This is a genomic window from Alcanivorax sp. (assembly GCF_040119285.1).
GTDB lineage: Bacteria > Pseudomonadota > Gammaproteobacteria > Pseudomonadales > Alcanivoracaceae > Alcanivorax.
Genome location: NZ_JBEDTY010000004.1, coordinates 304716 through 323414, shown reverse-complemented (window position 1 = coordinate 323414; position 18699 = coordinate 304716). Strand labels below are relative to the sequence as shown.

At 54.0% G+C, this 18699-nt stretch carries 15 protein-coding genes and 1 pseudogene; 9 read left to right on the top strand and 7 right to left on the bottom strand.

Annotated elements, in window-relative coordinates; genetic code table 11:
* Nucleotides 1–18 precede the first annotated feature (18 nt).
* From aroE to ABNH10_RS02445, 5 genes are all read right to left on the bottom strand, one after another.
* Nucleotides 19–855: a shikimate dehydrogenase gene (gene aroE / locus ABNH10_RS02465; protein WP_349384600.1), complete on the bottom strand. Its 837-nt coding sequence runs from the start codon at nt 853–855 to the stop codon at nt 19–21.
* A complete protein-coding gene (gene hemF, locus ABNH10_RS02460; RefSeq protein ID WP_349384599.1) occupies nt 852–1760 on the bottom strand; it encodes an oxygen-dependent coproporphyrinogen oxidase in 909 nt (302 codons plus the stop codon). Before hemF ends, aroE begins: the two co-directional genes overlap by 4 nt.
* 29 nt (nt 1761–1789) lie before the next feature.
* Nucleotides 1790–2338 carry an L-threonylcarbamoyladenylate synthase type 1 TsaC gene (gene tsaC, locus ABNH10_RS02455; RefSeq protein ID WP_349384598.1) on the bottom strand — a complete coding sequence of 183 codons (549 nt, stop codon included), beginning with the start codon at nt 2336–2338 and terminating at the stop codon, nt 1790–1792.
* 66 nt (nt 2339–2404) lie between these two features.
* Nucleotides 2405–3457 carry a DNA-processing protein DprA gene (dprA, locus tag ABNH10_RS02450; protein ID WP_349384597.1) on the bottom strand — a complete coding sequence of 351 codons (1053 nt, stop codon included), beginning with the start codon at nt 3455–3457 and terminating at the stop codon, nt 2405–2407.
* A gap of 182 nt (nt 3458–3639) precedes the next feature.
* The gene (locus ABNH10_RS02445; RefSeq protein WP_349384596.1) at nt 3640–4710 is read right to left on the bottom strand and encodes a LysM peptidoglycan-binding domain-containing protein; all 1071 of its coding nucleotides are present in this window, start codon (nt 4708–4710) and stop codon (nt 3640–3642) included.
* Between the two features lie 147 nt (nt 4711–4857).
* Here ABNH10_RS02445 and def point away from each other — a divergent pair, with 147 nt between their 5' ends.
* The 9 genes from def to ABNH10_RS02400 all read left to right on the top strand — a co-directional run bounded on the left by def (nt 4858) and on the right by ABNH10_RS02400 (nt 15965).
* Entirely contained in the window at nt 4858–5364 is a 507-nt protein-coding gene (gene def / locus ABNH10_RS02440) for a peptide deformylase (RefSeq protein WP_349384595.1), read from the top strand.
* Between the two features lie 92 nt (nt 5365–5456).
* Nucleotides 5457–6449, top strand: a complete 993-nt coding sequence (fmt, locus tag ABNH10_RS02435) for a methionyl-tRNA formyltransferase (protein ID WP_349384594.1) — start codon at nt 5457–5459, stop codon at nt 6447–6449.
* On the top strand, nt 6418–7749 hold the full coding sequence (gene rsmB / locus ABNH10_RS02430; protein WP_349384593.1) for a 16S rRNA (cytosine(967)-C(5))-methyltransferase RsmB: 1332 nt from the start codon (nt 6418–6420) through the stop codon (nt 7747–7749). Before fmt ends, rsmB begins: the two co-directional genes overlap by 32 nt.
* The gene (trkA, locus tag ABNH10_RS02425; RefSeq protein WP_349384592.1) at nt 7746–9122 is read left to right on the top strand and encodes a Trk system potassium transporter TrkA; all 1377 of its coding nucleotides are present in this window, start codon (nt 7746–7748) and stop codon (nt 9120–9122) included. Before rsmB ends, trkA begins: the two co-directional genes overlap by 4 nt.
* Nucleotides 9123–9233: 111 nt before the next feature.
* Nucleotides 9234–10685 carry a TrkH family potassium uptake protein gene (locus ABNH10_RS02420; protein WP_288367773.1) on the top strand — a complete coding sequence of 484 codons (1452 nt, stop codon included), beginning with the start codon at nt 9234–9236 and terminating at the stop codon, nt 10683–10685.
* A gap of 409 nt (nt 10686–11094) precedes the next feature.
* Nucleotides 11095–11640: a fimbrial protein gene (locus ABNH10_RS02415; RefSeq protein WP_349384591.1), complete on the top strand. Its 546-nt coding sequence runs from the start codon at nt 11095–11097 to the stop codon at nt 11638–11640.
* 55 nt (nt 11641–11695) lie between these two features.
* Nucleotides 11696–14158 (top strand): fimbria/pilus outer membrane usher protein, encoded by a 2463-nt coding sequence (locus tag ABNH10_RS02410; protein ID WP_349384590.1) that lies wholly within the window; start codon nt 11696–11698, stop codon nt 14156–14158.
* Nucleotides 14158–14868, top strand: a complete 711-nt coding sequence (locus ABNH10_RS02405; RefSeq protein WP_349384589.1) for a fimbrial biogenesis chaperone — start codon at nt 14158–14160, stop codon at nt 14866–14868. The genes ABNH10_RS02410 and ABNH10_RS02405 overlap by 1 nt, the downstream gene beginning before the upstream one ends.
* A complete protein-coding gene (locus tag ABNH10_RS02400) occupies nt 14865–15965 on the top strand; it encodes a fimbrial protein (RefSeq protein WP_349384588.1) in 1101 nt (366 codons plus the stop codon). Before ABNH10_RS02405 ends, ABNH10_RS02400 begins: the two co-directional genes overlap by 4 nt.
* A gap of 58 nt (nt 15966–16023) precedes the next feature.
* On the opposite strand, the pseudogene ABNH10_RS02395 reads toward ABNH10_RS02400, so the two are convergent.
* Nucleotides 16024–17349 (bottom strand): annotated as a pseudogene (locus tag ABNH10_RS02395) (IS4 family transposase); the annotation flags it as partial.
* Nucleotides 17350–17480: 131 nt separating this feature from the next.
* Nucleotides 17481–18629 (bottom strand): alkane 1-monooxygenase, encoded by a 1149-nt coding sequence (locus ABNH10_RS02390; RefSeq protein ID WP_349384587.1) that lies wholly within the window; start codon nt 18627–18629, stop codon nt 17481–17483.
* Nucleotides 18630–18699: the final 70 nt, after the last annotated feature.

Below are 18699 nucleotides of genomic sequence, written 5' to 3'. Positions count from 1 at the left end.
ACCGTTAGCCACGGGCTGCTAACGCAACGAAGCCATGACGGGTGCGCTATTCGGGCGCCAGCCCCGCCAGATTTCAAACGCCTCAGCCGCCTGCTCAACCAACATACCCAAACCATCCGCTGTGGCCGCAGCGCCTTGCTGCTCTGCCCAACGCATGAACGGGGTGGGCTCACTGCCATAAACCATGTCGTAGGCCACTGCGCCCTCTGCCAGCAAACCATCAGGCAAGGCGGGCATCTCACCGTGCAAGCCCGCCGAAATCGCATTAATTACCAGATCAAACTGCCCCATGAGGTTATCCAGACCACCCCCCAGCACGGGTGGGCCTTCTCCTTTCATGACGTGGCCCGCCAAGGCTTCGGCTTTCTCCTTGGTGCGATTGGCAATGCGCAACAAGGTGGGCTCCTGCGCCAGTATCGGCCCCAGCACACCGCGCACAGCACCACCCGCGCCCAGAATAAGCACCCGCTTCTTGCGAATTGCCCAGCCCTGATTATCACGAATGTCTTTTACCAAGCCCGCGCCATCGGTGTTATCCCCATGCAGCTGATCGCCATCCCACCACAAAGTGTTCACCGCGCCGGCCTGGTCTGCCCGCTCGGTGATGGCATCACACAGCGCAAAGGCCTGCTCCTTAAAAGGAACGGTGACATTTGCCCCCAGCCCGCCGGCCTCACGGAAGGCCTGCACCGCCCCTGCGAAATCATCCAGGGGCGCTTCGCGTTTTTCATATTTCATGGGGTCGCTATGCTGGGCAGCGAATGCATGGTGAATTTCCGGCGAACGTGAGTGGCTTACCGGATTGCCAAAGACACAATATAACCCGACATCCGCCACGGCTTTTTCTCCGCTCATGCCCACTCCCGGTGAATCAAAAATTTCTGGTAGAGCTCACTCTCGGCACTGTCCGGTTCGGGGTGGTGATCGTAATCCCAGCGTACCAGCGGCGGCAGCGACATCAGGATTGATTCGGTACGGCCACCAGACTGCAGGCCAAAGATAGTGCCGCGATCGTAGACCAGATTGAACTCCACATAACGGCCGCGACGGTACAGCTGAAACTGGCGTTCGCGATCCCCATATTCATGATCTTTACGGCGTGCCAAAATCGGCTGATAGGCCGGCACATAGGCATCACCGATGCTGCGCATCAAGGCAAAGCTGGTATCGAAATCAAACCGGTTCAGATCATCAAAAAACAGCCCCCCCACCCCGCGCGGTTCATTGCGATGCTTGAGATAGAAATAATCATCACACCAGGTTTTGAATTCCGGATAGATTTCCTTACCAAACGGTTGGCAGGCAGCTTTAGCTGTCTGGTGCCAGTGCACCACGTCCTCCTCAAAGCCGTAGTAAGGCGTTAGGTCAAAGCCGCCGCCAAACCACCACACCGGGGCTTCGCCTTCTTTTTCTGCTACAAAAAAGCGGACATTGGCATGGCTAGTAGGGGCGTAGGGGTTTTTCGGGTGAATCACCAGTGACACACCCATGGCCTGAAAACTGCGGCCAGCCAACTCCGGGCGCGCCTCAGTAGCCGAGGGCGGCAACTGCTCACCGAATACATGGGAGAAATTCACCCCACCCTTTTCAATCACCGCACCATTTTCCAGCACTCGGCTACGCCCCCCCCCGCCTTGCTCGCGCTCCCAGCTATCTTCACGGAAAGTGGCTGCGCCGTCTTCAGCGCCCAGCGCATCGCAAATGCGGTCCTGCAGATTCAACAGGTAGTCTTTCACCGCCTGCAGCGAAACCTCTGACATGGTGCTCTCCCCGGGGGCTCTCGGTATGTTCACGGGCGCACGGTGCGTCCGCTTTCCAAGTCAATAATGGTAGAGGGTTTGGCTCCCCGGTCACAGGCGCCGCTAACAATAAAGTCGAGTTGATCACCCAGCTGCCGGGCCACCTGATAACGAGTGCGAGCGGCCGGGCGGCCACTGATGTTGGCGCTGGTGGAAATGATCGGCTGACCGACCAGCTGGCATAACTGCCGCGCCAATGGGTGGTCCGGCACGCGCACCGCCACCTTGCGGTGTTGCCCGCGCACCCAGGCCGGCAGACGGTCACTGGCATCAATCAGGTAGGTGACCGGGGCCGGCCATTGCTGTTGCAGCTGGGTAGCCTGCCGTTCGGTCAGGCGCAGATAGGGCGCCAGCTGTGCGACACTCTCGCCGATCAGAATCAGCCCTTTGCTCACCGGGCGATGCTTGATCGCTAGCAGCTGCTCTACCGCGTTCCGATTAAACGGATCGCAGCCCAAGCCATAGACGGACTCGGTGGGGTAAGCCACCACGCCTCCCGCCTGAATGATCTGTGCCGCACTGAGCAGATGCTGTTCCATGACCAAGCCTTGAAAGCAAAAGCGGCAAATTACCCTGCACGGCCCCGCGACTCAAGTCAGAATCCGCTAGCCCTGGCGCTTTAAATACCCGCCGGCAACCCGTTCCACCCAGCCTTCCAACTCCAGGTCAGCCAGTTGGCCGGCCAGCTCCGACATGGGCAAACCCGTACGGGCCTGCAGGGTATCTAGGGCATTCAGGCCCCCGGTGAGATGAGCCAGCAAAGCTGGCGCCTCACACTGAATCCCTGTAGCTTCCACACTGCGCTGGAAATCGCCAAAAGCGTGGAAGATATCGTCCACGGACTCCAGCCAGCTGGCGCCGTCACGCAACAGCTGATGACAGCCCTTGCTAAGCGGATTGTGGATACTGCCCGGAATAGCAAAGACTTCACGCCCCTGAGACAACGCTGTGCGTGCGGTAATCAACGAGCCACTCTTGATCGCAGCCTCTACCACAATAGTGCCCAGACTGAGCCCGCTAATAACACGATTACGCATAGGGAACTGCGCAGGAAGCGGGCGCGAACCCGGGGCGAACTCAGACACCAAGGCACCACCGTTGTCGACGATCTGCCCGGCCAGCAACCCATTGCGAGGCGGATAGATGCAATCCGGGCCACTGCCAAGCACCGCCACTGTGCGCCCGGCACTCACCGCCCCCCGGTGGGCAGCCGCATCGATGCCCAATGCCAGCCCGCTGATAATAACAAAGCCGCTAGCGGCTAAATTACGGGCAAACCGGCGACTGTTGTCGAGGCCATCAGCTGACGCATTGCGCGCGCCCACCATGGCCAACGAGGGCGCATTCAAAGCCTCTATACTGCCGCGGACAGCAATCACCCCAGGCGCATCGTTGATCTGAGCCAGCAACGGCGGATAATCCGCATCACCCAACGCAATCCAACGCCAGCCCTGCTCACGCAATTGTTCGAAATACACGGGAAGGTTGCCGGTATTATCCAGCAGCCGGGCACGCTCTTTCAGGCCGGCCGGCAGTAAAGGAAGAAAATCTGATACCGGTGCCGAAGCAATCCGATGTTGCTGCAAAGCGCGGCCCAGCGCCGCTGAAGACGGGGAAAATAACGCCTGCAGTAGCAGGCGTTTAAATTGTCCATCCATTTCGCCCACCTCCCTGTGTGCGCTGGAATAATGTCTGGAGTCAAACCTGTGGCTCTCAAGCCGGTAGTCTAACCATAAAAACAAAGATCCGGATACGAGAGTACGCCCTTTCCATGCATAGAAAGAGCGTATTCTCGGGCGTCAGAGGCTCAGCCTCAAGCGGTTAGCGAACTATCAGTAGATCAGTAGCTGCCCGCCGGGCTTTCGGCGATATCGTGCATATAAATAGGCCGTGTGGACTCCATAATCAAGCCATAAGCCACCTTGTCGAAGACCCGGAAGATCACCATGGAACCGGTTTTCTCACGGGGCAGCTGGACCATGTCACCCTGCTGGCGGTCGCGGACCACTTCGCCCTGACCATATATATCCAGCACGTTGCCTTCTTTCAGGCCGTCACGCAGGCCCTTGTTGATCACTACTACGTCGTTACGGGCCACACTATTAAGGCGATCAAAGAAGCGAATCACTTTCGCCTCAATCTTGGTATCCGGTGCAGACGGATACAGTACCGCGCGAACACGTCGGTCTTCAGTGGAGAACAGGCGATCATCAATGCGCAAGTCTTCACTGGAATCAGTGACCCGCAGGGTGATCATGTCGCCATCGTGACTGGCCACTCGGCCAAGACCGATCTGGCGAGCTTCGTAACCCAGAACTTCATTGGTGTCCGGGTCCACGTATTGCTCACCCGTGCGGTAGAAACCATAGCCCTGTTCGAGATCTTCCCATTGGGTGGCAGTATCACGGGCATAAACGGTATCGCCTTCACCGAAGATCACACGGCGATCGCGGCCACCCACCAGATAGGGGGCTTCAACGATTTCCTTGCGATCAACCACCAATCCTTCTTTCAGGTAGGACTGAATCGCACTGGCTGGGATGGCGGGAATCGCCTCATCATTGGCAATTTCACGCACCCGTGGGGTGAGTTTCACTGTACCATTGGACATTATGGTTTCTTCCACGCCTCGCTTCACCGAAAGGCGCGGTTCACCATCAACATAGGACAGACGGATTTCGTCGCCGGGGTAGATCAGATGAGGGTTACTGATGTCCTCATTAATCTGCCAGATTTCAGGCCACTGCCACGGCTCTTGCAGGAAACGGCCGCTGATATCCCAAAGGGTATCGCCGTTTTTCACGAAATACTTGCTGGGGTGCCCATCTTTGAGCACCACCGCTGCGGAGACCATACCGGACACCGCCAGCACCAAGCCAAAGGCCAAGGCGCGCTGGACCGATTTCATCATAATCGGATTCCTTTTATCATTATTGGACTCATCCCCGAGAGCGACCGCGATCCTTTATTGTAGACGCGGTTCCTTTTGGATATTAGCAATGCGATCATATATTTAGCAACCGAAATTCGAGTACTACCGCAACTTCTGAGAAGGCACATGGCTAAACTGGAAATACTGGAATTCCCCGACCCACGACTACGCACAGTAGCAAAGCCGGTGGAAAAGGTAGATGACGAGCTTCGCAAACTGATCGACGACATGCTTGAAACCATGTACGCCGCCCCGGGGATAGGCTTGGCTGCTACCCAGGTCGACGTGCATATTCAATTGATCGTCATGGATCTGTCCGAAGAGCACAACGAACCCATGGTGTTTATCAACCCACAAATCACTCCGCTCACCGAAGAACTGGCCCCTTACGAAGAAGGCTGCCTGTCGGTGCCGGGCTTCTACGAAAAGGTGCCACGTCCAGCGCGGGTAAGGATTAACGCTCTAGACCGGGACGGTAACGCCTTCGAAGTGGAAGCAGACGAGCTGCTCGCCACCTGTATCCAGCATGAAATGGATCACTTGAACGGCAAGCTATTCGTAGATTACGTATCCCGGCTAAAGCGCGACCGCATCAAGAAGAAGCTGGAAAAAATCCACCGCCAGCAGGCTTAACATTAGCTGCACGCTAGAAGGCGTAACGCCCACCATTTCCGCGTTGTAGCTTGTAGATTGTAGCTTGCCGTTCCCAACCCAGAGGCCTTTTTTTGAAACCCTTACGTCTCGCCTTCGCCGGCACCCCGGATTTCGCCGCCGCCAGCCTACAGGCCGTGCTGGATAACGGTCATCAGGTTGTGGCAGTGCTCACCCAACCGGATCGTGCCGCCGGGCGCGGCAAGAAATTGCAGCAAAGCCCGGTCAAACAACTGGCCCATAGCCAAGGCATTACCGTACTGCAGCCGGAAAACCTAAAAGGCGAAACCATTCGCCAACAGCTGCATGATCTAGAGCTGGATGCACTGGTTGTGGTGGCCTACGGCCTGATCATTCCTCAGGCAGTGCTGGACATGCCGCGGCTAGGCTGCCTGAATGTGCACGGCTCGCTATTGCCGCGCTGGCGCGGTGCCGCACCCATCCAGCGGGCCATTACCGCTGGCGACACGGAAACCGGCAACACCATTATGCAAATGGAAGCCGGGCTCGATACCGGCCCCATGCTGCTGAGTGAATCACTGCCTATCGGCGATAGCGAGACTGGCGGAGAACTGCATGATCGATTGGCCGCCCAAGGCGCCCGCCTGCTAGTCACCGTGCTGCAGGACCTGGAAAAATACCTGGCCAACGCCACGCCACAACCAGATGAAGGCATCACTTACGCCCATAAGCTAAGCAAGGCCGAAGCGCGGCTGGATTTTCGCCTGCCCACGCGCGCGCTCTACAATCGCATTCGAGCTTTCAACCCTTTCCCGGTGAGCTGGGTGCCACTGAACGGTCAGCCCATGCGCATCTGGCGCGCCAGTGAAAGCCCACAACCGGCACAAGAAAACGATGAACCGGGCTATATTCTCAGCGTGGACGACCAGGGTATCCATGTGGCCACCGGCGATGGCAGCCTGATACTTGAAGAACTGCAATTGCCCGGCAAACGACGGATGGCGGTGGCGGACCTACTACGGGGCAACCCCACCTTGTTTTCGGTAGGCGAACCACTGGGCGATGCCATTATCAATGAATCTGGTGACCACAGTGGCAACGCCTGACCCGCGCCTGAGCGCGGTACGCGCGCTAAACCGGGTACTGCCAGGCAAGGGCGACGGCGAAAGTCTCCGCGAGGTACTGCGCGACTTCCCATTGCAAGGTAGCGACGGCGGACAAATGCGCGATATTTGCTTTGGCGTCTGCCGCCATTTGCGTCCTCTCAATCACTGGCTTAATCAACAGCTATCCAAACCCCTCAAGGGCAGCGCCCAACCGGTACGCCTGGCCTTGCTGGCGGGCCTCTACGAGCTATGGTTCAGCAACCGGCCGGCCCACGCCATCGTCAACGCCTACCCGCAGCTATGCCGAAAGCTGAAAGCCCCCTGGGCTGCGGGCCTTAGCAATGCGGTGCTGCGCAAAGCTAGCCAGATCACCCTTGAGCAAGCCGTGGCCGACGCCCCCATCAATATCCAGTTAAGCCTGCCGGACTGGCTGTTTAAACGCTGGGAAAAGGATTGGCCCAACAACGCCGACGCCATGGCCCGCGCCAACCTGCAAACGCCCCCATTTACCTTGCGAGTAAATCGGCAGCAGCAACAACGAGCTGATGCCATCGCCGCCTTGGGCGAAGGCGCCCGCGCCGGCTACATTGCCCCTTACAGCATTTACCTGCAGCCCGCCCGCCCGGTGCTCCAACTGCCCGGCTTTGAGCAGGGCGCCCTGTCCGTTCAGGACGAGGCCGCCCAGTTGCCTGCTGAATTGCTGCAAGCCCCGGCAAAGGGTCGCATCCTGGATGCCTGCGCCGCCCCCGGGGGCAAAACCGGTCAATTACGTGAGAAATTCCCAGCCGCAGATCTCTCTGCGCTGGAACTGGAAAGTAAACGGCTAGCGCGCATCCGCGAGAACCTGGCGAGGCTGGGCACCGACGTGACCCTGCTGCAGGGTGACGCCAGCGATCCGAAAACCTGGTGGGACGGCACCCCCTTCGATGCCATTTTGCTGGACGCGCCGTGCTCCGCCACTGGCATCCTGCGCCGCCAGCCAGATGTGAAGTGGCACCGCAAATCCTCGGACATCGGTGTACTGGTTGATTTACAAGCGCGCATGCTGGATGCACTATGGCCCCTGCTCAAACCCGGCGGCATGCTGGTGTATGCCACCTGTTCGGTACTGCGAGACGAGAACGATCATCAGGTGCGTAACTTCTTGCAACGTCAGCCACAGGCTAGGGATGTGACGCCTCGGCCGGAAGGGGCCACAATGGTGGACGCAGGGTGGCAACTGTTCCCGGAACAACACGGTCCGGACGGTTTCTACTTGGCTTGCCTGCGTAAAGAATCGGGGGCCCAACTCAGTTCATGAAAATTATTATTCTCGGTGCTGGCCAAGTCGGCGGCACTCTGGCTGAAAACCTGGCCAATGAACGCAACGACATCACCGTCATCGACACCGATGATGAGCGCCTGCGCGAGCTGGGCGACCGGCTAGATATCGGCACGGTACGCGGCATGGGCTGCTACCCGGCCGTACTCAAGAATGCCGGCGCTGAAGATGCGGACATGCTCATCGCGGTAACCAACTCTGACGAGGTCAACATGATTGCCTGTCAGGTGGCCTACTCCCTGTTCCGCACGCCCTCCAAGATCGCCCGCATTCGTACCGCCCACTACACCAGCCGCTCGGAAAAACTGTTCAACGAAAATGCCCTGCCTATTGATGTAATCATCAGCCCTGAACAGGTGGTAACCGATTACATCAAGCGTCTGATCGAACACCCTGGCGCCCTGCAGGTAGTAAACTTTGCCGGCGGCCGAGTACAACTGGTTGCTGTGCGGGCCTATTACGGCGGCCCACTGGTGGGCAATGAATTACGCGAATTGCGCACACACATGCCCAACGTGGATACCCGCGTGGCGGCTATTTTCCGTCGTGGCCGCCCCATCATCCCGGAAGGCAACACGGTTATCGAAGCCGACGATGAAGTGTTTTTCATCGCTGCCAAAAACGATATCCGTGCCGTTATGAGTGAACTGCGTCGGCTTGAGCATAACTACAAGCGCATCATTATCGCTGGCGGCGGCAATATTGGTTACCGCCTAGCCAAGACCATTCAGCATCGCTACAACGTGAAAGTCCTGGAGCGCATGCCCAAACGGGCTGAATGGCTGGGCGAGAAACTGCACCAGACCGTGGTGCTGCAAGGCTTGGCCACGGATCGTGACGAATTGCTCAAGGCGAACATCGAAAACACCGATGTATTCTGCGCGCTGACCAACGATGACGAAGCCAACATCATGGCCTCACTGCTGGCAAAACGACTGGGCGCTCGTAAAGTGATGACCCTGATTTCCAACCCGGCCTATGTAGATCTGGTACAAGGGCATGACATTGACATCGCCATCTCGCCTCAGCAGTCCACCATTGGTAGTCTGCTTAGCCATGTGCGCCGAGGCGATGTAGTCAATGTTTATTCCCTTCGCCGGGGCGCGGCAGAAGCCATCGAAGCGATTGCCCACGGCGACGCCAAGTCATCCAAAGTGGTGGGGCGCGCCATTGATGAAATTGACCTACCGGAAGGCACCACCATTGGTGCCGTAGTGCGCGGCGAAAAAGTGCTGATTGCCCACGACCATGTGGTGATCGAACCGGACGATCACGTCATTCTGTTCCTGATCGATAAACGCCGAACCCGAGACGTGGAAAAACTATTCCAGGTCGGCTTTACGTTTTTTTAGGAAACGCATGCACGCAACCACGCAACAGCGCACCACGCAGAAGCAAAGCCATGGCTATATCAGGTTACCGCGTGATACAAGGTCCGTGCCGGTCTGCCAGCAGGTACTCTCATGCACTTCGCGTTAATTTCGAAAATTCTCGGCCTGCTGCTCGTCGTCTTCAGCTTTACCATGATGCCGCCAGTGGCAGTGTCATATTGGTACCAGGAAGGCAGTGAAACTCCCTTCCTGGTTTCTTTTGTCATTACCTTAGCGCTTGGGTTGAGTCTTTGGCTGCCGTTCTTTCGTAATAAATCCGAGCTGCAGACCCGTGACGGTTTCCTGGTGGTCACTCTTTTCTGGTCGGTACTGGGCGTAATCGGGGCACTGCCGCTAATCATCAGCGATGATGTGCCGGTGGGATTCACCGATGCGGTATTCGAATCCATATCTGGCCTAACCACCACCGGCGCCACCATTCTGTCGGGAATCGATTTCCTGCCCAAATCCATTCTCTACTACCGCCAACAGCTACAATGGCTCGGCGGCATGGGCGTAGTAGTATTAGCCGTGGCGATTTTGCCCATGCTTGGCATCGGCGGCATGCAGCTGTACAAAGCCGAAATTCCCGGCCCCATGAAGGACACCAAGCTAACCCCGCGCATTGCGGAAACCGCCAAAGCCCTGTGGTTTATCTATCTGTTCATTACCATTGCTTGCGCCGTCCTTTACTGGGCGTTTGGCATGACTGTTTTTGATGCCATCTGCCACAGCTTCAGCACCGTCGCCACCGGCGGCTTTTCCACCCACGATGCCTCCATGGCCTACTGGGATAATGCTCTTATCGACTGGACAGCTACCATTTTTATTCTTATCGGCGGGCTTAACTTCGCCTTGCATTTTGCCGTATGGCGAGGCCGATCACTGCTGGCTTATCTGCGTGACCCAGAGTTCCGCTTTTTTATCGGCCTATTCCTGATCTACACCGCCATCATTACTGCTGGCCTGCTGTTCTTTCATTACGACTTTTCCGTGGATGACGCCCTGCGCCATTCCGCCTTCCAAGTAGCCTCGTTCAGTACCGGTACCGGGCTAACCAGCACCAACGCTGCAGCCTTCCCTGGGTTCATCCCCTTCTTGTTGGTATTTACCAGCTTTATAGGTGGCTGTGCCGGTTCAACCGGCGGCGGCATGAAAGTCGTACGCGCAGCACTGGTTTTCCACCACAGCATTCGCGAACTGCGCCGACTCATTTACCCTAACGGCATGTTTGCCTTGCGCTTCGGACGTCAAACGATTCCCGACAGGGTGCTCCAAGCCGTATGGGGCTTTGTGGGTGTTTATATCGCTATCTCGGTTATTTTCACCCTACTGTTCACCATGACCGGCATGGACCTGACCACTGCTGTCAGCGCCGTAGCGGCCAGCCTCAACAACCTGGGCGTGGGTATCGGCCAAGTAGGCGGCGGCTTTGCCAATATCACCGACAGCGCCAAATGGATGATGACCGTACTGATGGTCGCCGGGCGGCTGGAAATCTTTACCCTGCTAGTGCTATTCACGCCGATGTTCTGGAAGCAGTAACACAAACTGCAACTGATCGTAACACTACGAGCACCCACCAAAGCCTCTCCCCGTCTCTTTAGGCATGCGGGTACAACGCTGAGCAGGCTTTCTATAGCGATAGGCTTACATAACTTTCTTTTTTTAAGCTCGATTGGTTATCTTTCATTCTCTATTGATGGCATAAAGGAATAAAAATACGTCAAGTCAAGATCATCCGGATCTCCGCTCGTTATTTTAACACCTTTAACTACAAGCACTTAAAACGACAATAGCAATAGCTTCGCTTCATCATATCTAGCGAATACCATTCGAATATATAAACAAAGGGAGGGGGGTACTTAAAACGTATAAAAAGCGACAGCCCAAATGTGATTCAGTTTACATAAGGTTACGTTAAATAACCTAAAACAACATTTGGAGCACAAAAATGAACAATCTTACTCGCATCTTATCCGTCGTCGCCATTGGCGGCATCAGCTCAATCGCCATAGCCAACACCGGTGAAGTGATTTTCAACGGGGTGGTCAGCGACACAACGTGTACGCTGGATGTCTCCCAACAAGGGATCGCTCAAGCCGATAACACCGTCACTCTCGATCCAATTACTACCGCCGAGTTCCTGGCTTCAGATACCGCCTACAAGACAACCGGGTTCTCCCTTGTTGCTACAGATGCAGGCTCTGCAACATGCAATCTGGCCGGCAAAGGCGCCTCCGTACAATGGACGGGTCAACTTTATGTCGGCCATAACATCCTGCAGAACATCGCTACGGGCGGTGCTGCCAATGTTGGCATGCAGCTACTTGAATCTGATGGCACAACCTCAGTAACCGTTAACGGCACCCCAGCGACCATTGCCGACGCTTCAGGCGCCAGCCTTGACTTCAATGTAGGCTACGCCGCCACCGACGCTACCGCAGTAACAGAAGGCCAAGTTCGCTCCATCGCCAACTACTCAATTGTTTTTAACTGAGTGGAACACAGGGGGGAGGCCTGCCTCCTCCCCTTTACGGCGAAGGGCGTCCCAAATGGCACATCAGAAGAAGAGATATGCGGTTAACCCTTTAGGGTTATTCATTCTGATTGCCTCAGCGCAAGCGGCTAGTGCCGAACAAGAGATTCAAGCAACAACCCGCTTCACATCCGATTTTTTTGTCAAACAAAACAATACCGACGTAGACATTAGCCACCTTGAAAAGGCACAAGGTCTGATACCCGGCGTTTACCCTCTCACCATTTCAGTTAACGGTGCTCAAGTCACAGATACCGACGTGGAAGTCATTTCTCAAGCAAAGGGCACAGCGCCATGTATCACCCATCCTCTCGCTGTGCAGCTGGGCATTAATACCGCCTACTATTCTCGTTACACAGATATAACCATGCGCTGCATTGATATAGCTGCTGCACCAGACAGTTTCTTAACGCTTAACGCTAAACGCATGAATCTTGATATACGGATCCCACAAATTGCATTAACCACAACCCGGCAGTTGATAGAGCCTAATTTATGGGACAAGGGTATCAACAACTTTCGGATGAACTATCTGGCTTCAGGAAGCAAGCAATCGAGAGACCAACAAAGCAGCAGGTCGCAATTTTATACAGATCTCAACCTGGGTGCAGACATCAATGGCATTCACTTTCGTAGCAATCTAAATTATTCAGACTCTACCGGGCAAGAGGCTGACTGGGAGAGTAAAGAAAGCTATGCCTACACCGCAATCCCCTCGTTGAGAAGCGAACTTACCGCGGGGGAAACCTTTCTTCGCAGCAATCTCATCGACGGTTTTGCCTTTACTGGAATTAGTCTAGGGACTGATCGCTCCATGCTAGAACCCCGATTTCAGGGTTATGCACCTGTCATTAGAGGCATTGCCCAAAGTAACGCCAGGGTATCAATTACGCAGAACAGCTATACCATTTATGAACAGTTTGTCCCACCGGGTGAGTTTGCCATTGATGATATACCATCGCTGAGCAATGGCGACTTAACCGTCACTATTACCGAAGAGGATGGCTCGCAAAAACGATTTGTTCAGCCCTACACCCAAATCCCGAATCTAGTCAGGCCGGGACTATGGGAGTATACAATTACAGCAGGCAGATATCGCAACGAGAATACCGATGAACCTTGGTTCATCAATACTGAAATCAGCCATGGTTTGGATAACGATGTTACCTTATTTGGCGGAGGCCTAGTAAGCCAAGAGTATTCGATACACACCATGGGAGTAGGCTTCAACCTGGGAAAACTGGGTGGATTTTCTGTGGATGCGTCCAGATCTTATTTCCGGCCCGACAAAATGGGAAAAGATGCTGATGGCAACAGTTACCGTTTTTTCTATGCCAAATCCCTAACCCGATACACCAATATTCAGATTCTCGGTTATCGTTATTCTACCGAGGGGTTTCGCACCTTTAATGAAGCGGTAATCGAATCGGACGGCAGTATTATTTCGCAAAGAAAAAGTCGGACAGAAGCCACGCTGACCCAAAGTTTGGGAAGTTATGGCTCACTATACGTCACGGGATCTCAGGAAAAATATTGGAAAGCCAAAGGACAAAGAAATTTTCTTGTTAGCGGTTACAGCAATAATTATAAGGACATGAGCTACAGCTTATCTTTCTCACACAACGAAAACCTGAACGGTAAGCGTGATAATACCGTTAGCATCAGCGCCAGCCTGCCTTTGGGTTCGAAAAATAGGCGACCTACTTATGTCAATTATCAGCAAACCCACAGTGATGCCGGGACAGACTTTAATGCCGGCATATCCGGGTTGCTTCCCGATGAGCGTTTCTCGTACAACGTAACCAGCGGGAGAAGCAACGACGACCTTGTAGAAAGTTCTGCTCGATTATCTTACTCCGGTCAAAGCACAGGACTCACCGCTGGCACCTCACATAGCAAGAACCATGATCTTTACTTTGCTCAGGCAGGCGGCTCGGTTCTTGTTCATAAAGGCGGGATCATTTTCGGTCGCCGACTCGGCGAAACGGCGATCATTGCGGACACCGGAGGTGTAGAAGATGTCACCTTCCAAACCGGGGCTCTCCCTGTAACCACCAATAGCAATGGTATGGCTTTACTGCCTCAAGTCCAACCCTACCGCCAGCAAGAAGTCTCCATGGATTTTTCCAGGCTTGATGCTAACCTGGAAACCAGTAATCGTAGCCACTTTATCACCCCCGAACGGGGTGCGGTGTCTCTTGCCAAGTTCAACATCTACCCAACCCAGCGGTTCCTGGTTCGTATAATGGACGACACCAATCAAGTCGCGCCTTTTGGCAGCCTTATCGTTGATGCCGACGGTAACAATGTGTCCACTATTGATGGCAGCGGTTACGCGCTCATTAACCACATCCAGAATCAATCCAGTTATTTCATTCCCGGTGCCGGTTGTACTTTCAGCCTGCCTGATCACATTGAATCTGCGCCTGGCATTACGATCATTGATAAGCTGACCTGTGTCGCCAGCGGAGACAATTAATGAAAAAGGCATTCATTTTTCTAGTCGTTATCTTTATTTTTATCAGCAGCCACGCACAAGCCGCTTTCGTGCTTGGCAGTACGCGAGTGGTCTACAACGCAGGCGACAATGACGTCACCCTCTCTGTTATGAATACCAGCACACTCCCCTATGCTGGACAAGCATGGACTGGCCCTTTCCATAAGGAAGAAGGAAATTCGCCCCACAGCGACGCGCCAAATTTTGTTATTACCCCTCCGGTGTTTCGAGTAGAGCCAGGTGAAACCCAAAAACTACGCTTTATCCTGGCCACCCCCCCTCTCAGCGAAGAGGTGGAGTCAGTTTATTGGATCAATGTTCAGGAGATCCCACCGGAACCCAAAAATTCCAACACGCTACAATTTGCTCAGCGTATCCGTATCAAGCTTTTTTATCGGCCTGACGCACTAAATGAATTATCCGCCTCAGAGGCCCCAGACTCCTTGAAAATCAGCTTCACCGAGGAAGGGGTGAGCATTAAAAACCCGGCCCCCTTTTCTGTTTCTTTTCTTTCTCCTCTACTGGAAGACAAGACGGGAAAAAAACATCCTCTAGACGCGTTATTAACCTTGCTCCCCGGCGAGGAATTTATTGTTAAGTGCCAACCCTGTGGTTACACCCGATTCCATTTCCAAAGTATCAATGATTTCGGTGGTATTGATGACCATGGGCCGAGGGAGATCTCACCGTGATTCGATTATTCCTAGCCATCATGGGTGTTCTTTTTATGGGCTTATTTAGCCACTCGGCCAGTGCTGTCGGTTTCTGCCTGAACGGCCCCTTCGATCAGAACATCGTCTTTCAGCGATCATCAGGATCCGTGGCTATTCCTGGCGATTCCTCTGACAGCTACTCTGTCGTCATTGAAGAAACATCAACCTATGCCGGCTGTATTGCCGTTGGCGTCATCCCCACTATTTATAGTGAAATCAACTCCCCTTTCACCAATACAGGAAATTTCCCACCGCCTTCAAGCGTATCCTTACCTGCTGGATTTAGCAGTCAAACCGCCTCGCGGTTACGCGTTTCCTCTGGAATACATCTACAAACTTTTTACGCCATCGAACAAGGTTCATTTACTCGCTATTGCGGACTCAATGGTAACCTCTGCTCTGGAGCACTATTGAGTCTTAACCTTCTCTCTTCGATAACATTTCATACTTATACTGTTATCACATTCGGCACCATGAACAGTTTTATCGGTAGCAGCATCAGCCAATCAGGAGGGATTGGTCGAATGGAGATCAACACCGGCCTTTTTGGGAGAATCAATGTGGATATTTCCACCACCATCAACTATATATTCACTCGTTCAAGCTGTGATCTTGCTACTCCCTCACAAACCGTCACGCTGGACCCAGCAATGGCTTCCTCGCTAACACCCGGAAGCTATGTATCCGCTACGCCTTTTGATATTCAGCTTGTTAACTGTGTGCCACCTCGATCACTCTCAGATTCAGGAAACAGCTTTTCCGGTTCACTAATCCGTGTTGCCTTTCTACCCGCTTCTGGTCAGCTGGTTGCAGGTTCCACCACTGACCTTCGACCCCTTGATCAAGGCATGCCCGGCGTTGCAGAAGGTGTCGCTTTTCAACTCAGGCAGCGCAATACCGCTACCCCTGTCACACTGGATGGACAAACCACGCTTACTGCCCCCCTTGGGACACGCAACCCTGCTGATACGACTGAAACCTTCCAGCTGGAAGCCGGCCTAGTTAAAGTTAATGGTGAAACGGTGACTGCTGGCAATGTATCTAGTGCCGTCACCTTCGAAGTGGAATATCGTTGATCCGAAGCCCCGTAGCCCTTAAGTGAAAAAGCCCGGCATTGCCGTAATGCTGTTCACTTAGAGGAGCAGCATTACGGTTTACCGGATAGCGGGTTTTATTGATCTTGACCGTCCTCGGCCTCGACGGCCTTGGGCGCTCTTCCAGAAATAAATTTCCCAGCCCCGCTCTCAGTTCTACTAGGCGCGCTCCGGTTCTCGATCGCGGCTGTGCCGCAGCCATGACAATCAGCTGGGCAGCGATATATTGGTAGGCGAATTTAAAACGTATTTTGGCTGGATCAGCGCCATGCACTACTGCCGCCTGACTCGCCTCTCGTCGGATAACGTTGTACGCCAGCAATAATCCCCATACCTCTTGATAGCTCAGCGCCACGGTTTTGCTCCGTAGCGTGACCGCGTTATGTTGCAATGCGCTTTTGATATCCCGGAAGCCAACCTCTATTTCCCAGCGCTCCTGGTAAAGCGTGGCGATTTCTGCGGCGCTGTAACGTTCTGCCGGTAGCGAGGTAAAGACCGGCTTGCGCTTGCCTTTGTGTTGATAGCTCACCGCCCGAACTTCCCAGTGCTCGGGCAAATCAGCGTTACGTTTACGGGCCTGCGGCGAGACGTTCATCCGCAATAGGCAGTCATCCTTGCTGTAACGCGTCACGACCTCCGAGACCAGCCCTTTCCTTTCAGGAATCAACCAATGGCGCTGGGAGCCCTGTCCTGACAGCCCAAGCAGCAAGTCTGCGCCCCAGAAGCCCTTATCAAACAAGGTGATAGAGTGATCGGGAATATGGCCCACGAAGTCATTAGCCAGACGAATTTCGCTGCGTCGATAGGGGCTCAACCGGGCATCAAGCAGAACGTGGGAGCGGACATTCATCAATGCCACCAGTCGCATAAATGGATAGAGTGTTTGCCGTTTGGTACCAGTGTTTCCTGAGCCAAAGTGCTCACGCAGTTCCGGTGTATCCTGAGTGCGTAGCACCGCGCCATCTACCGCCAACACCTGCAAACCCTGCCAGTTATCTTCAGGATAGCGCTCTTTGCCCCACTGCTCGCCGGTGCGTTGAAACAGCCATTTCACCGGATCGGACCCTAATCGCTGCCGCGCTTTGGAAATGCCACTGCGAGCCAACAAGCTATCGTTCGCTAACCCTTGCGCACAGATGTTGAGGCGGCGAGCGACTTCGTCAATGGGCTCGTTGCGGAACAACGCCATTCCCAGCACGAGCCAAAGCACTTGGTCTTGCGGAAGGCGACGGCGGCGAATCGTGGCAACCGAGGAAAGCTGAAGGGCAGACTCTACCCATTCAATCGGAATATTCTGCGTGAAAGTGCTCAGATCACAGAAGGAGTGAAGGCTATCAATATCGAACAAAGACTGTTGAAGAGACACAAAAAATCCGGCTTCCAGTGAATGAAAGCCGGATTTTCCAAGGCCCTGCTTTAGACCGCAATGCTTAAGTGAACAGCATTACGCCTTGTGCGGGCTTTTCTATTCAGCCTCAAGACGGGGGGCCGTTGTGATTAAGCGATATTGTTTACTCGCTTGCTATCGCGGAACAGCTGGTCCAGCTCGCCTTCGTAATACGCTTCCACACGTGGGTTCATCACCTTTTTCCACAGCGGCGGGATCAATGCCAACACATACATGGTGGCGTAACCTGCCGGCAACTGCGGGCTTTCTTCATAATGGCGCAAGACCTGATAACGACGCTTGGCGTAAGCATGGTGGTCACTGTGGCGCTGCAGTTGAAACAGAGCCAGGTTAGTCAACAAGAAGTTGGAGTTCCAGCTATGTGCAGGTGTCACCCGCTCGAAACGCCCCTTGTCATTCACACGGCGATGCAAACCGTAGTGTTCAATGTAGTTAATGATTTCCAGGGCTAGGGCGGCAAAGAAACTCTGCCCCAGAAAGAACACCACCCCCTGCCAACCCCAAAGCAGTCCGAAGGTGGCCGCGAACAACGCAGAAATGCTGTACCACCAGATAAGTTCGTTATGGACACTAATATTGTTCTTGCCTTTACGCTCCAGGTATTTCTTTTCCAGGTTCCAAGCATTCTTGAAATTACGTACAAAAGCCTTGGGCAGAAATTGGTATAAGCTCTGATTATAACGGCTGGACGATGCATCATCCGGGGTAGATACGTGGACGTGATGACCTCGCACATGCTCCACCTTGAAACCCGCATAGGTCACGCTAGACAGCAACAAACCACCCATCCAATTTTCCACTTTGGGATCTTTGTGAATCAACTCATGCCCCAAATTGATGGCGATAATGCCACCTACGGTGCCAATAGAAACAATCCAACCGATCTTGCCCAGCAGACCGTAGCCATTGCTCATGAAAATATGGCCAGCGTAGAACAATACCGCGATCCATACAAAGCCCATGACGATGGCAGAGATCCGGTAAAAAACTTCTTCGCTCATAGTGGGAACCTGCACGTCTTCACTGGGATTGGTCGGGTCTTTACCCACCAAATAATCCAGTACCGGGATAACCCCGAAGATGAAGGCATACATAAACCAGGCCCAGTAATCCTGCGTGCCACTTTCCACCCCCACGAAGGCAGAAAAAGGAACAAGCGGCACCATAATTGCCCAAAAAGCCAGGTAGCCATATTTTTTCATTTTTAGCATTACATCAGGGTTCGTATTCTCGAACACGGCTCACACCTCGCTAGTTCAAGCCAAACAGTAACAGTCATCAATGTCACGGCGAGACTACCCGTGAGCT

Coding starts and splice junctions, on each gene's coding strand:
- ABNH10_RS02410 (WP_349384590.1), top strand. CDS start 11,696: ATGGCACATCAGAAGAAGAGATATGCGGTTAACCCTTTAGGGTTATTC.
- dprA (WP_349384597.1), bottom strand. CDS start 3,457: ATGGATGGACAATTTAAACGCCTGCTACTGCAGGCGTTATTTTCCCCG.
- ABNH10_RS02445 (WP_349384596.1), bottom strand. CDS start 4,710: ATGATGAAATCGGTCCAGCGCGCCTTGGCCTTTGGCTTGGTGCTGGCG.
- aroE (WP_349384600.1), bottom strand. CDS start 855: ATGAGCGGAGAAAAAGCCGTGGCGGATGTCGGGTTATATTGTGTCTTT.
- ABNH10_RS02405 (WP_349384589.1), top strand. CDS start 14,158: ATGAAAAAGGCATTCATTTTTCTAGTCGTTATCTTTATTTTTATCAGC.
- ABNH10_RS02415 (WP_349384591.1), top strand. CDS start 11,095: ATGAACAATCTTACTCGCATCTTATCCGTCGTCGCCATTGGCGGCATC.
- def (WP_349384595.1), top strand. CDS start 4,858: ATGGCTAAACTGGAAATACTGGAATTCCCCGACCCACGACTACGCACA.
- ABNH10_RS02420 (WP_288367773.1), top strand. CDS start 9,234: ATGCACTTCGCGTTAATTTCGAAAATTCTCGGCCTGCTGCTCGTCGTC.
- rsmB (WP_349384593.1), top strand. CDS start 6,418: ATGAATCTGGTGACCACAGTGGCAACGCCTGACCCGCGCCTGAGCGCG.
- trkA (WP_349384592.1), top strand. CDS start 7,746: ATGAAAATTATTATTCTCGGTGCTGGCCAAGTCGGCGGCACTCTGGCT.
- hemF (WP_349384599.1), bottom strand. CDS start 1,760: ATGTCAGAGGTTTCGCTGCAGGCGGTGAAAGACTACCTGTTGAATCTG.
- tsaC (WP_349384598.1), bottom strand. CDS start 2,338: ATGGAACAGCATCTGCTCAGTGCGGCACAGATCATTCAGGCGGGAGGC.